The following is a 12445-nucleotide window of genomic DNA, read 5'->3' on the forward strand; positions in this document are numbered from 1 at the left end:
AAAGGAGAGCTCGTGCTCACCCTCACCGACAACGCCACCGCCATCGTGTCGACCCTTGTGAGTCGACAGAACGACGCGCCGGCCGCCGGGCTGCGCATCCACACCGCCGAGGCGCAGGACGATTCGGGCGCGGCCCGGCTCGCCGTCGCCGTGACCGCCGACCCGGAGCCCGCCGATCAGGTCGTCGAGCTGTCGGGCACGCGCCTGTTCCTCGACGAGGCCGCCGCCTCCGCGCTCGACGACAAGGTCCTCGACGCGGGCGTGGACGACGAGGGCTCCGTGTCCTTCGCCGTGCTCCCTCAGGTCGCCTGAGACCTCAGACTCCGGACGCCGCGGCCGCCCCGGCCGCGGCGTCCGTCCGTCTCCGAGCACGGTCTGATAACGAGGTCCGCGCCTTCGGGGCACCCGGCTGCAAACGCTCTAGCATCGGAGCATGCGAAGACCTGCTTCTCTTCTTCTCGCCCTTGCCGCCACCGCGCTCGCGGTGACGGCCTGTGCTCCCGCGAACTCGGCGGAGCCGTCCGCGTCCCCTCGTCCCTCGGAGACCACCAGCGCATCGCCGACGCCGACAGAGACCACGTCCGCGCAGATCGTGGTGACGCTGGACGGTCTGACGGTCACCGGCGCGGAAGACCGGAGCGCCGATTACACGGACTCCGCCGCCCTTCTCGAGCTCCTCCAGGAGGTCACCGGCGAGCTTCCCGAGCCGGAGAGCGTGGAGATCTTCCCCGGCGAGGCCTCCACGCTGGAGGCGTACGACTGGGAGGGCCTGCGCGTCCTGGCCGACAGCACCGGCGAGGCCCCGGCGAGCGTCTCCGTCACCGCCGCCGAGGTGGCGGGCCTCCCCGTCGTCACCGAGGACGGATTCCGCGTCGGCAGCACCCGCGCCGAGCTCCGCGCCGCCGATGCCTGGGCGCTGACGGATGCGGAGGACCCGGAGACGGCGAGCGAACTCGGGCTCGGCGGCCGCGAGGTACCGGACACCGAGTCCCTGACCCGCCCGGGCTCCACCGGGATCATCTACACGATGTTCGTGCTCGACGGCGACACCGTCACGCAGATCATGGTCCCCGCGAACGACTTCAGCGACCTCTGACCCGCGGCGTCACCCTCAGTCCCAGTCCAGGTACTCCTCGAGCACGACGGCCGTCTCGATGGGGTGCGTCATCGGGAAGAGGTGATCCCCGCCCTCGACGACCTTGATGCTGGCGCGCTCCGGAGCCGTGGCGCGCAGGCTCTCGGCGTTCGCGGGCGGGGTGACCTCGTCGGCCGTCCCTTGGATCAGCAGCACCGGGATCACCGGGGCGAGGGGCGTCTCCACGTCTTCCACGCCGAGGAGTGCGAGACCGTTCACGCGCTCCGGATGAGCCAGCGCGAATGACCGTGCGATCGTGCCGCCGAAGCCGTGTCCGCCGATCCACGTGTCGCCGAGGCCGAGGTGGTCGATGACGGCGAGCGCGTCCGCGACGCGGTCGTCGATCGAGACGTCGGCGTCATCCGCGCGATGGCCGATCCGCACCACGTGGAATCCGGCCTCCTCGGCGAGGTAGTGACCGACCACTCCGAGTACGTCGGCGGCCAGGCCGCGCTCCTGGATGAGCACGAGCTTGACCGGCCCGTCACCCTCGTCGACGAAGGGGATGGCGCGGCCCTCGGGCTCGAAGATCTGGGTGTCGGTCATCGGCGTCGTTCTCCTCAAGCCGTCGGTGTCAGGTTCGCAGGCGTCGTCCGCGCCGGGCTCCTGCGACCGGGCACCGGGCGGTGGCGCCTGCGTCCAGCGTAGCCCGCCGGGGGACGAGCCTCCTCCTCGCATCCCCCGGCGGAGTCATGAGGCGGCGGCGAGCTCGCGCCACAGATGCGCGAGGGTCGCGGCGCCGCGGACGAGCATGCGCAGATCGATGCTCTCGTCGCTCGCATGCCAGTGGTCTTCGGGCAGCCCTGTACCGAGGAAGATCACCGGGGCGGCGAGTTCCCGGGACAGCAACTCCGCCGGACCTCCCCCGGCGTTCCCCATCCGCCCCTGCACCGCGTGGCCGTAGCCGCGGGCGAGGGCGCGCTCCAGGGCGTCGCGCATCGGCCCGGGCGGGGAGGCGTACGGTTCCTGCGCGATGTCCTCGTCGACCTCCAAGCGATACGTCGCCTCCGAAGGCATGACATCGGCGACGAAGGCGCGGAGCAGGTCGGCGACGTCGTGATTGCGCTGGCCGGTCACGGTCCGGATGCTCAGCGACGCCATGGCCTCCCGGGGGATGACGGAACGCTCGATGCCCTCGGGGTCTCCGGCGAGCAGCGAGATCACCTCGATGGCCGGACGCACCCAGAGGCGCTCCTTCGGCGTGAAGCCCTCCTCCCCGACGATGACCCTGGTCTCGGTGCGCCGCGCCCAGTCATCCGGGTCGAACGGCACCGCCTCCAGCTCTGCCGCACGCTCCTCGCTGAGCGGCGGTACGTCGTCGTAGAAACCGGGGATCGCGATGCTCCCGTCTTCGGCGTGCAGCTGCGCGAGCACGCGGGACAACACCAGCGCGGGGTTCACCGTCACGCCCGACGCGGCACCGCTGTGCACGTCCCGGTCAGGGCCCTGCACCGTGAGGGTCGCCGTGAGCGTCCCGCGCATGGTGGTGACCGGGGCCGGGGAATCGACCTCCCACTGGAGGGTGTCCGAGAACACCACGAGGTCGCACGCGAACCGTGCGGGGTCTCCCTCCAGCAACCCCTGGAGGTGAGGCGAGCCGATCTCCTCTTCGCCGTCGATGAGCAGCTTGAGGTGCACCCCCGCATCAGGTCCGTCCGCGGCGGCGAGCGCGCGCTGGGCCCAGACGTGCGCGAGCGCCTGGCCTTTCGCGTCCGACGCACCGCGACCGTAGAGCCGCCCGTCGCGGAGCACCGGAGTGAAAGGCGCCGTCTCGCTCCACTCTTCCGGCTTGGCGTGGCGGACGTCGTGGTGTGTGTAGACGAGGACCGTCGGCGCTCCCGGCGCGCCCGACCGCTCGGCGAACACGGTGATCGCGTCACCCGCCGACAGCAGCGTCGTCGTGAAGCCGGCATCGCGTAGCTCTCCGGCGATCCAGTGCGCAGACCGCACACCGTCCATGCGACGCTCGGGGTCCGCGGACACGGAGGGGATCCCGACCCAGGCCGACAGACGCTCGACCATCTCGTCGACGTGGGACCCGAGGAAGGCGCCGATCGCATCCTGCGCTGCCGCCGTCTCCTCCGTCATGGAGGACAGCCTGCCCGGAGGACCGGTTCTCCGGACGGGGCTTGACGCCGTCGCGGCGCACCCGCTAACGGTCGTCGCGGCGCAGCGGGCCGAGAGTGATTGTCCCAGGCGCTTCCGGGTTTGGAAAGGGCCTGAGTGGATCGGCCGACCGGGCGTTGCATGGCCAGCCCATCCCCAGAAGAGAAAGGCTCGATATGTTCTTCCATCGACAGGAGCTCCAATTCTCCGCGACGCCCGAGGCCCCGGACGCCGTGTACGCCCGCAAGCTGCAGGAGGTCCTCGGCGGGCAGTACGGCGAGATCACCGTCGCCCTGCAGTACCAGTTCCAGGCGTGGAACATGCACATCCCCGGCAAGTACCGCGACCTCGTCTTCGGCATCGGGGCCGAGGAGATGGGCCACGTCGAGATGCTCGCGGTCATGATCGCGCAGCTCCTCGAGAAGTCCCCGCTCGGCATCACGGAGGACGCCGTGCAGGACGACCCGACGGTCGCCGCGATCGTCGGCGGTACGGACGTGCAGCAGGGCATCGTCGCCGGTGCCGGCGCCCGCCCGGTGGACAGCAACGGCAACCCGTGGCAGGGCTCGTACATCACCGCGAGCGGCAACCTCCTCGCCGACTTCATGGCCAATGCGAACGCCGAGATGCAGGGCAGGGTGCAGGTCGCCCGGCTCTACCACATGACCGACGACCACGGCGTGCGCGATCTGCTGAGCTTCCTGCTGGCGCGCGACACCATGCACCAGAACCAGTGGCTCGCCGCCGCGGAGGAGCTGAAGGCCGAGGGCGCCGAGAAGCTGCCCGTGCCCAGCAACTTCCCGCTGTCGAAGGAGCACCGCGACGTGTCGTACCAGTACCTCAACTTCAGCGACGGTCCTGCCGCCGCGGAAGGCACGTGGGCCTCCGGACCGACGCCGGACGGACATGGCGAGTTCAGCTACCACGAGGGCCCGACGACCACGGCCGAGATGCCTCCGCCCACGCACCCCGACGCGCGCTTCTACGGCACGACCGAGCTGCCGAACGTCGTGGAGAAGGTGGCCGGCGCCGCGCAGGACGCGCTCCACAAGGAGTGAGATGCCGCCATCGGTCTCGCGGAAGGGGCGGTCGCCGCGCACACGCGCACGGCGGCCGCCCCTCGACGCCCAGGTGGTCGTCGTCACCGGCGGCTCCCGCGGCATCGGCCGGGAGGCGGCCCTCGGCTTCGCGCGAGCGGGGGCATCCGTCGTCCTGCTCGCCCGCGGTGAGCAGGCGCTGACCGAGACGGTCGAGGAGATCGCCGCGGGAGGCGGGGACGTCCGCGGGATCGTGTGCGACGTCTCCGACCGCCGGGCCGTGCAGGACGCGGTCGACCAGATCACGCACGCGTTCGGGCGGATCGACACCTGGGTCGGCAACGCGGGCGTGCTCCTCTATGCCCCGGTCGCCGACACCTCGCCGGAGGAGTTCCGTCGCGTCCTCGACATCAACGTCATCGGACAGCTCAACGGCGTCCAGGCGGCACTGCCGGCGCTCCGGCGTTCGGGAGGGACGATCATCGTCGTGAGCTCGGCCGAGGCCGTGGTGGCGCTGCCGTGGCACGGCGCGTATGCCGCCTCCAAGCACGCACTGGAAGGAGCGATCGACGCGCTGCGCCGTGAACTGCGTGCCGAGCGCGCGCCGGTCACGATCACGGTGGTCCGACCCGCCGTCATCGACACACCGATCTACCGTCATGCCCGCAGCCGGATGGCGTTTCGGCCGAGCGGGCCGCATCCGCATTACCGTCCGCGGTCCGTGGCACGAGCGATCCTCCATGCCGCCGTGCACCCCGCACGCACCACCCACGTCGGTGGCGGCGCTCTCCTGCTCACCGGGCTCCAGCGCGTCACGCCGGGCGTGCTCGATGCCGCCCTCGGCCGGTTCGGTCCTCGGATGATGCACACGGCCGACGCCGCTCCGGCGCAGTTCGGGAACCTCGTCGGTCCGCTCCGCGACACCGACCAGCGCGGCGGGCTGCCGCACCGCGGACGCGGCAGCGTCAGCACCTGGCTGCGGGTGCATCCGGGGTGGCGGACCGCAGCGGTCGTCGCCCTCCTCGGCGCGGTGCTCTCGCCCTGGCGCCGCTCGCGTCGCCGACCGCCTACCTGACCGGGTCGACGCGGCGCAACTCCCTCGTGCCGGTGCATCGGCGCGGATACCGTCGAGGCACACGGTCTCCGGCAGAAGGGAACTCCATGCTCCTCGGCATCCTCAGCTCCTCCGCGGACAGAAGCCTCGGGGCCGGGGCGCGCCGATGACGGCGCGCTTCACGGTCGAGCCGTGGGCCGTCGGCATCGAGAGCGTCGACACGGCCCATCTCGCGCAGGAGGAGTCCGTCTTCGGTCTCTCCAACGGCCACATCGGCTGGCGGGGCAATCTCGACGAAGGCGATCCGCGGGGTGTGGCGGGCAGTTACCTGAACGGCGTGTTCGAAGAGCATCCGATGCCGTATGCGGAGGACGGATACGGCTACCCCGAGACGGGGCAGACGGTGATCAACGTGCCGAACGGGCAGCTCATCCGCCTGCTGGTCGGCGACGAGCCGTTCGACGTCGAGCACGGGACCGTCCATGCGCACACCCGCCGCCTCGACCTGCGCGAAGGCACCCTCCACCGGGAGGTCGACTGGGAGTCAGCGGAGGGACGTCGGGTGCACATCAGTTCGACCCGTCTGGTCTCCCTGGAACACCGGTCGCTGGCCGCCGTGCGCTACCGCGTGCAGGCGCTCGACGCTCCGCTCGCGGTCACCGTGCTGTCCGAGGTGCTCGCGAACGAGCCGCTCCCCGTGACCCATGACGATCCGCGGGTGCAGGAGCTCCTCGCCCGTCCGCTGGAGGCCGTCGCGGCATCGGAGCGCGGCGCGCGGAGCACGCTGTTGCACCGCACCCGCCGCAGCGGTCTGCGTGTGGCGGTGAGCGCGGACCATCTCGTGCAGATCTCCGGAGAGGGGACGCCGGAGGTGACGACCGAGGTGGACGACGATCTGGCGCGCACGCGCATCCGCGTCGACCTCGCCCCCGGCGAGGAGCTCAAGGTCGTCAAGCTCGTCGGACACGAGTGGTCGGCGTCCCTCGCACCGCAGTCGCTGCGTGACCGCGCGGAGGAGGCCGTGGAGGAAGCGGCTCGCCTGGGGTGGGACGCGCTCGTGGCGGGACAGCGTGCCGTCCTCGATCGGTACTGGGAGTGCGGCGACGTCCGTATCGAGGGCGATGCCCGGCTGCAGCAGGCCGTGCGCTTCGCGCTGTTCCAGGTGTTCCAGGCATCGGCGAGAGCCGAAGCCCGCTCGGTCCCCGGCAAAGGCCTCACCGGCTCGGGCTACGAGGGCCACACGTTCTGGGACTTCGAGGCGTTCGTGCTCCCCGTGCTCACCTCGACCGCTCCGGATGCCGCGCTCCAGGCACTGCGCTGGCGTCATGCGACGCTCGATCACGCCAGGGAGCGGGCGCGCACGCTCGGCCTGCGCGGGGCGTCCTTCGCCTGGCGCACGATCGACGGACGCGAGAGCTCCGGGTACTGGCCCGCGAGCACGGCGGCCTTCCACATCAACGCCGCCGTCGCGGGCGCCGTGATGCACTACGTCCGTACGACGGGCGACCAGGACTTCGAGCAGGACGCGGGCACGGAGATCCTCGTCGAGACCGCGCGCCTCTGGCTGTCCCTCGGGCGCCGGGACGACGACGGCGGCTTCCACATCGACGGGGTCACCGGGCCCGACGAGTACACCGCCGTGGTCGACGACAACGTCTACACCAACCTCTCCGCCCGCCGGAACCTCCGCGGAGCCGCGGCAGCCGTCCGGCGGCATCCGGACGTCGCCGCCCGGCTCGGCGTGGATGACGACGAGATCTCCGCGTGGGAGGCCGCCGCCGACGGCATGACCGTGCTCTACGACGAAGAGCGGAAGGTGCACCCGCAGTCGGCGGGGTTCACCGCGCACGCCCGGTGGGATTTCGACGCCACCGGCCCCGACGACTATCCGCTGCACAGTCACTTCCCCTACTTCGACCTCTATCGCAAGCAGGTGCTGAAACAGGCCGACCTCGTGCTGGCGCTCTACACCGCGCACGAGGAGTTCACGTGGGAGGAGAAGGCCAGGGCCTTCGCCTACTACGACGCCCTCACCGTGCGTGACTCCTCGCTCTCCGCGGCCGCGCAGGCCGTGATCGCCGCCGAGGTGGGTCATCTCGAGCTCGCATCGGCGTACCTCGCGGAGCTCGCGGCCCTCGACCTGGACGATCTCCACGGCAACACGGACGAGGGACTCCACATCGCGGCCCTCGCCGGCATCTGGACGGGAGTCACGGCCGGCTACGGGGGCATGCGGGAGGGAGACGACGGCCTGTCCTTCCGGCCGCAGCTCCCGGACGGGGTGACCCGTCTCGCGTTCGGCGTGCGGCTGCACGGCTGCATCCTGCACGTCGACATCACGCCGGCGGAGACGACCTACCGGCTGAGCGCTGGCGATCCGGTGACGATCCGGCACGCGGGCGAGGAGCTCGTCCTGCACGCCGGCGTTCCGTCGAGCCTGCCGACGCCGGACCGCGTCGAGCCGATCACCCCGACCCCGGTGCCGCCACGCTGGCGGGAACCGGGACGACCGCGCGCCGGCGACTGAGGCGGCGTTCGGTGCGTGTGCCATATCGAGGCGGGTCAGCGCAAGGCCCGCGGCGATGTCGGCCGCCCGCCGTAGTGTGGAGCCGTGCCTGATTCCCCCCACCCCGCATCGGATGTCCTCTGGGCGTGCGTCGAGGACGGCTTCCATGTCGGAAGCCGCGGCGGAGACTTCCTCGGCTACGTCGACCGTCAGCCCGACGGCCGCTTCGCCGCGTTCTCCGCGTCCGCGCAGCCGCTCGGTCTGCACGCCACGTTGAGCGACGCGACCACGGAGGTCGTCGCCCACGCCGGCCCCTCGGAGGGCGACGCCGCCCTCGGCGCTCCGGAGCTGGTGCAGGGGTGACGGCGGCCAGGGCCGACGGGCTGCTCCGCCTCGTCTACACCAGCACGGCGGCGCAGCCGTTCCGGGAGACCGCTCTGGAGCAGCTGCTCGAGCAGTGCCGCCGGTCGAACGCGGCCCGCGACATCACGGGCCTCCTCCTCTTCCGCCAGGGGCGCTTCCTCCAGGTCCTCGAAGGACCGGTCGAGGCCGTGCGCCGACTCGTCGACGCGATCGCCGACGATCCGCGTCACCGCGCGATGCGCATCCTGCTGGAGACGCCGATCACCGCCCGGCTCTTCTCCGATTGGTCGATGGGCTATCGGTCGTTCCGCACGGGGAACACCGCCGCCCCCACGGGCTTCCGCGACTCCTTCGACGACCTCGTCGACGGCGCGGACGACTCCACGATGGAGCGCGCCCTGGTCGAGCTCACCCTGTGGTTCCGCACCCGCTCCGGCGCTGCGGTTCCGATTCCGACCGCGAGCGACGAGGGTTCCTCCCTCCGGGTATGAGCGGGCCCGCGGGCGGATTGGAGCCGTCGCTCATCCAGCAGCGCATGGCGCTGGAACGGCGGCGGAACTGGGGCGTCTACGCGATCGTGTTCTCCTCGGTGATGACGGTCGGCTGGACGGTCGCGTTCCTCCTCGATGCGCCCGCCGGGTTATGGCGCGTTCTCAGCATCATCGTGTTCGCCGCCGGGATCATCGTCGGTATCGTCGAGACCCGCCGCGCGAGGCGCGCGCTCCGTGCGTTCGAGGATCGCCATGGGCCGGACGCGGGTGTACGGCGCTGAGCCGTCGCACGTCAGCGACCGAGACCGATGCTGAAGCCGCCCGAGAACAGCACCGCGCCGAGGCCCACGACGGCCATGCCGACCAGGAGCACCCACGCGACGGCGCGGACCCCGCTCCGCCCGTGGCGCCATCCGGACGTGAGAAGCAGGACGGCCGTCGGCACGAGCAGCAGCCCGCCGAAGAGCAGGGCCGGGGCGACACGGACGTCCGGCGTGGGGCAGGGGAACGCGAGGGCGCACACGGTCGGCACTCCCTGAGCCAGCCAGAGGAGCAGCCATGTCACGAGCACGACGACGACCGCCGGCAGGGCTCTCCTCAGGAGCCGCGGTCGACTCGTCTCTGCCTGCTGCATCCCACCACTCTCCCAGGCGAACCGAGTGGGATCCAGACCTCGCTCCGGCCGCGGGTTCGGCGGACTTAGGAGAAGAGCTGGCGCAGCGCGTCGGGGTCCCCGGCGTCGACCACCTTCTGGATGGCCTCGATGGTGGCGGGGTCGGTGAACATGCCCGCCAGGGTGTCGTTCCAGATCGCACGCACGCCGTCGATGTCGCCCGCGTCGACCGCGAGACCCGCCGCGGTCATGGCGTTCTGGTAGGGGATCCGTGCGATTCCGGCCTCGGCATCCAGTGGGCTGAAGTACGGCACCCAGGGCGAGTCGGGATCCGGGGTGAGCCAGAGCACCTGCCCCGGGGAGAGATCGCGCACGTGATTCAGCAAGGCGAGGGACGGGTAGGCGCAGAGCCGTTCGGCGATCACCGCCTCGACGTCGCCGGGCGCGACCGTGTACGTCACGACATGACCGTCGTCATCGAGGGTCACCTCCCCCTGCGCGAACTCCCTGGCGCCGAGGTCGACGAGCGGCTGCCGACGCTCCCACCGCCAGTCGTCGGTGTAGCTGACGACCTCGGACATCCGGACGCAGCGGTCCGTCGTGGTCGGCTCCGGTGCCCCCGCCGTCACGGGCTCGGGCTCGGGCTCGCGGGTCGCGGGCGGGGATGGAGCACTCGACGTGTCCCCGGCTCCTTCTGCGCCGCACCCGACCAAGAGCAGGGCCACCACCCCCACGGACGCGAGCGCTGCCGTTCGTGCTGTCGATCGAGACATAGCCCGCCTTCCGATAAGCCGGAACCTATCAGTCGTCGACGCGGAACTCCACTCCGTCACGTCCTGCATCATGATCATCGAGGAAGACGGTCCCACGAACCTCACATCCAATGGCGGCGAGGTCCGTGATCAGGCTCGCATTGACACCTTCGTCGTCGCCCGTTGAACGTGCGGTCACGTCAAGAAGCCACGTCGTCCGCTGATAGGTCAGATACTCGGGCTTGTACGCTCGTCCTGCTCGGCCGGACCGGGTCTGTTCGCCGATGTTCGCAGCTTCGGTGGGTTCGAGCTGGAGCGAGGCGGTGATCTCCGCGACAGTGCGCGACTCGCTGTAAATCGCCAGCGTTGCTCTGTCGTGATCGATCATCGCTCTCCGAATACCTAGTTGTTGAAGCGGAACTCCACGACGTCGCCGTCCTGCATGACGTAGTCCTTGCCCTCCAGGCGCGCCTTGCCCTTCGCACGGGCTTCCTGCACGGAACCGGTCTCCACGAGGTCGTCGAACGACACGATCTCGGCCTTGATGAAGCCCTTCTCGAAGTCGGTGTGGATGACGCCGGCGGCCTGCGGGGCCTTCGATCCCTTGGGGATGGTCCAGGCGCGAGCCTCCTTGGGGCCGGCGGTGAGGTAGGTCTGCAGACCGAGCGTGTCGAAGCCGATGCGGGCGAGCTGGTCGAGGCCCGACTCGTCCTGTCCCGTCGAGGCGAGGAGCTCGGCGGCGTCCTCGGGGTCGAGGTCCTTGAGCTCGGACTCGATCTTCGCGTCGAGGAAGATCGCCTGCGCCGGCGCGACGAGGGCGGCGAGCTCCGCCTTGCGGGCGTCGTCGGTCAGCACGGACTCGTCGACGTTGAAGACGAAGATGACGGGCTTGACGGTCAGGAGCCCGAGTTCGCGGATCGGCTCGAGGTCGAGGCCGCTCGTGGAGAGCAGGATCCCGCGCTCCAGGGCGTCCTTGGCGGCCTTCGCGGCTTCGAGGACCGACGGGTCGATCTTCTTGCCGCGGACCTCCTTCTCGTACCGCGTGATCGCCTTCTCGACGGTCTGCAGGTCGGCGAGCATGAGCTCGGCGTTGATGGTCTCCATGTCCGACGCCGGGTTCACGGCACCGTCCACGTGCACCACGTCGTCGTCGGAGAACCCGCGCACCACCTGGGCGATCGCGTCGGCCTCGCGGATGTTCGCGAGGAACTGGTTGCCCAGCCCCTCCCCCTCGCTCGCCCCTCGGACGATGCCGGCGATGTCGACGAACGACACGGCGGCGGGCAGGATGCGCTCGCTCCCGAAGATCTCCGCGAGCTTCTGCAGCCGCGGGTCGGGCAGGTTCACCACGCCGACGTTCGGCTCGATCGTCGCGAACGGGTAGTTCGCCGCGAGCACGTCGTTCTTGGTGAGAGCGTTGAAGAGGGTGGACTTGCCGACGTTGGGCAGGCCGACGATTCCGATAGTGAGAGCCACGGGGTATGAGTCTACCTGCGCCGCTCTCCCCCGCCTCGCCCTCGCGAGGGCAGGCGCCCACGCGGAGTCAGGCGGCAGGGTGGGAAAAGTGCCTGATGCGGCGCGGACGCCTGTTCAGTCGCGGACCGCGCGGAACGCCCTGGTGACGTACGGCACCTCGATCGCGTCGTCCCCGTGCAGGCCGAGCCCGTCGAACAGGGCGTCCATCTCACGGCGGATCCGCGCCTTCTCGGCCTCGTCGGCGGTGATCACGGCGCTTCGGGACGCGGCCATGCGGTGCAGGAGCTCCCGCGTCATGGGGCGCGACCACTCCCAGCGCTCCTGCGCCAGAGCGCCGAAGGGCTCCGCCACCACGGGGTCGCCCGCGGCGAGCATGATCTCGGCGTTGCTGCCGTGCATGATGTCGGTGAGCCGGCGCACCCAGTCGACGCGCTCGTCGCGGAGGTTCCAGACGAGCCCGAGCACACCGCCCGGGCGCATCGCGCGACCGATCTCCGCCGAGGCGGCGACCGGCTCGACCCAGTGCCACGCCTGGCCCAACACGACGGCATCCACGCTCGCGTCCGGAAGCGGCAGCTCCTCAGCGGTCCCGACGAACGTGGGCACCCCGGGAACGGCGTCGCGAAGGGCCGCGAGCATCGCGGGGTCCGGGTCGATCGCCACCACCTCGGCGTCGGCAGCCGCGACGAGCGCCCGCGTGAGCTTGCCGGTACCGGCGCCGACATCGGCGACCCGACGCGCACCGTCCGCCATCGGCTCCAGCATCCAGGCGACGGCCTCGAAGGGGTACTCGGGTCGTCCGGCCTCGTAGCTCCCGGCCGCCGCACCGAAGGATCTCGCGAGTTCGTCCGCCATGTGGCCAGCATACGGCGAGCCTGCACAGCGACGTCGGAGGCCCGGGAGAGAGTGAGG

General features: G+C 70.9%; 15 protein-coding genes. 8 read left to right on the top strand and 7 right to left on the bottom strand.

Going from position 1 to position 12445, the window contains the following annotated elements; genetic code table 11:
- Positions 1-12 precede the first annotated feature (12 nt).
- Both B7W94_RS11605 and B7W94_RS11610 read left to right on the top strand, forming a co-directional pair.
- The gene (locus B7W94_RS11605) at positions 13-312 is read left to right on the top strand and encodes a Fe-S cluster assembly protein HesB (RefSeq protein WP_085606619.1); all 300 of its coding nucleotides are present in this window, start codon (positions 13-15) and stop codon (positions 310-312) included.
- A gap of 121 nt (positions 313-433) precedes the next feature.
- Positions 434-1096: a hypothetical protein gene (locus B7W94_RS11610; RefSeq protein WP_139833316.1), complete on the top strand. Its 663-nt coding sequence runs from the start codon at positions 434-436 to the stop codon at positions 1094-1096.
- A gap of 15 nt (positions 1097-1111) precedes the next feature.
- Here the strand turns inward: B7W94_RS11610 and B7W94_RS11615 are convergent, their stop codons facing one another.
- Entirely contained in the window at positions 1112-1681 is a 570-nt protein-coding gene (locus B7W94_RS11615; RefSeq protein ID WP_085606623.1) for an alpha/beta fold hydrolase, read from the bottom strand.
- Between the two features lie 144 nt (positions 1682-1825).
- A complete protein-coding gene (locus tag B7W94_RS11620; RefSeq protein ID WP_085606625.1) occupies positions 1826-3223 on the bottom strand; it encodes a M20/M25/M40 family metallo-hydrolase in 1398 nt (465 codons plus the stop codon).
- Between the two features lie 194 nt (positions 3224-3417).
- On the opposite strand from B7W94_RS11620, the gene B7W94_RS11625 reads away from it, so the two are divergent.
- The 6 genes from B7W94_RS11625 to B7W94_RS11650 all read left to right on the top strand — a co-directional run bounded on the left by B7W94_RS11625 (position 3418) and on the right by B7W94_RS11650 (position 8973).
- Positions 3418-4299 (top strand): manganese catalase family protein, encoded by an 882-nt coding sequence (locus tag B7W94_RS11625; RefSeq protein WP_085606628.1) that lies wholly within the window; start codon positions 3418-3420, stop codon positions 4297-4299.
- A 1-nt stretch (position 4300) separates the two neighbouring features.
- The gene (locus B7W94_RS11630) at positions 4301-5353 is read left to right on the top strand and encodes an SDR family oxidoreductase (RefSeq protein ID WP_085606630.1); all 1053 of its coding nucleotides are present in this window, start codon (positions 4301-4303) and stop codon (positions 5351-5353) included.
- Between the two features lie 145 nt (positions 5354-5498).
- Complete coding sequence (locus B7W94_RS11635; RefSeq protein WP_085606631.1) at positions 5499-7859, top strand: glycoside hydrolase family 65 protein; 2361 nt, start codon at positions 5499-5501, stop codon at positions 7857-7859.
- 84 nt (positions 7860-7943) lie between these two features.
- Complete coding sequence (locus B7W94_RS11640) at positions 7944-8201, top strand: hypothetical protein (protein ID WP_025102908.1); 258 nt, start codon at positions 7944-7946, stop codon at positions 8199-8201.
- Positions 8198-8692, top strand: a complete 495-nt coding sequence (locus tag B7W94_RS11645; RefSeq protein WP_085606633.1) for a BLUF domain-containing protein — start codon at positions 8198-8200, stop codon at positions 8690-8692. Before B7W94_RS11640 ends, B7W94_RS11645 begins: the two co-directional genes overlap by 4 nt.
- A complete protein-coding gene (locus B7W94_RS11650) occupies positions 8689-8973 on the top strand; it encodes a hypothetical protein (RefSeq protein WP_085606635.1) in 285 nt (94 codons plus the stop codon). Before B7W94_RS11645 ends, B7W94_RS11650 begins: the two co-directional genes overlap by 4 nt.
- Positions 8974-8984: 11 nt before the next feature.
- Here the strand turns inward: B7W94_RS11650 and B7W94_RS11655 are convergent, their stop codons facing one another.
- The 5 genes from B7W94_RS11655 to B7W94_RS11675 all read right to left on the bottom strand — a co-directional run bounded on the left by B7W94_RS11655 (position 8985) and on the right by B7W94_RS11675 (position 12388).
- Positions 8985-9326, bottom strand: a complete 342-nt coding sequence (locus B7W94_RS11655; RefSeq protein WP_085606637.1) for a hypothetical protein — start codon at positions 9324-9326, stop codon at positions 8985-8987.
- A 65-nt stretch (positions 9327-9391) separates the two neighbouring features.
- Positions 9392-9934: a hypothetical protein gene (locus B7W94_RS11660; protein WP_139833317.1), complete on the bottom strand. Its 543-nt coding sequence runs from the start codon at positions 9932-9934 to the stop codon at positions 9392-9394.
- A 172-nt stretch (positions 9935-10106) separates the two neighbouring features.
- Positions 10107-10445, bottom strand: a complete 339-nt coding sequence (locus tag B7W94_RS11665) for a hypothetical protein (RefSeq protein ID WP_085606641.1) — start codon at positions 10443-10445, stop codon at positions 10107-10109.
- A 14-nt stretch (positions 10446-10459) separates the two neighbouring features.
- Positions 10460-11533, bottom strand: a complete 1074-nt coding sequence (ychF, locus tag B7W94_RS11670; RefSeq protein WP_062766410.1) for a redox-regulated ATPase YchF — start codon at positions 11531-11533, stop codon at positions 10460-10462.
- Between the two features lie 114 nt (positions 11534-11647).
- Positions 11648-12388, bottom strand: a complete 741-nt coding sequence (locus tag B7W94_RS11675; protein WP_085606643.1) for a class I SAM-dependent methyltransferase — start codon at positions 12386-12388, stop codon at positions 11648-11650.
- Between the last annotated feature and the right edge of the window lie 57 nt (positions 12389-12445).

This window comes from Microbacterium sp. LEMMJ01, assembly GCF_002114135.1.
Classification (GTDB): Bacteria; Actinomycetota; Actinomycetes; order Actinomycetales; family Microbacteriaceae; genus Microbacterium.

Coding starts and splice junctions, on each gene's coding strand:
- B7W94_RS11620 (WP_085606625.1), bottom strand. CDS start 3,223: ATGACGGAGGAGACGGCGGCAGCGCAGGATGCGATCGGCGCCTTCCTC.
- B7W94_RS11650 (WP_085606635.1), top strand. CDS start 8,689: ATGAGCGGGCCCGCGGGCGGATTGGAGCCGTCGCTCATCCAGCAGCGC.
- B7W94_RS11630 (WP_085606630.1), top strand. CDS start 4,301: ATGCCGCCATCGGTCTCGCGGAAGGGGCGGTCGCCGCGCACACGCGCA.
- B7W94_RS11655 (WP_085606637.1), bottom strand. CDS start 9,326: ATGCAGCAGGCAGAGACGAGTCGACCGCGGCTCCTGAGGAGAGCCCTG.
- B7W94_RS11625 (WP_085606628.1), top strand. CDS start 3,418: ATGTTCTTCCATCGACAGGAGCTCCAATTCTCCGCGACGCCCGAGGCC.
- B7W94_RS11635 (WP_085606631.1), top strand. CDS start 5,499: ATGACGGCGCGCTTCACGGTCGAGCCGTGGGCCGTCGGCATCGAGAGC.
- B7W94_RS11610 (WP_139833316.1), top strand. CDS start 434: ATGCGAAGACCTGCTTCTCTTCTTCTCGCCCTTGCCGCCACCGCGCTC.
- B7W94_RS11675 (WP_085606643.1), bottom strand. CDS start 12,388: ATGGCGGACGAACTCGCGAGATCCTTCGGTGCGGCGGCCGGGAGCTAC.
- B7W94_RS11615 (WP_085606623.1), bottom strand. CDS start 1,681: ATGACCGACACCCAGATCTTCGAGCCCGAGGGCCGCGCCATCCCCTTC.
- B7W94_RS11665 (WP_085606641.1), bottom strand. CDS start 10,445: ATGATCGATCACGACAGAGCAACGCTGGCGATTTACAGCGAGTCGCGC.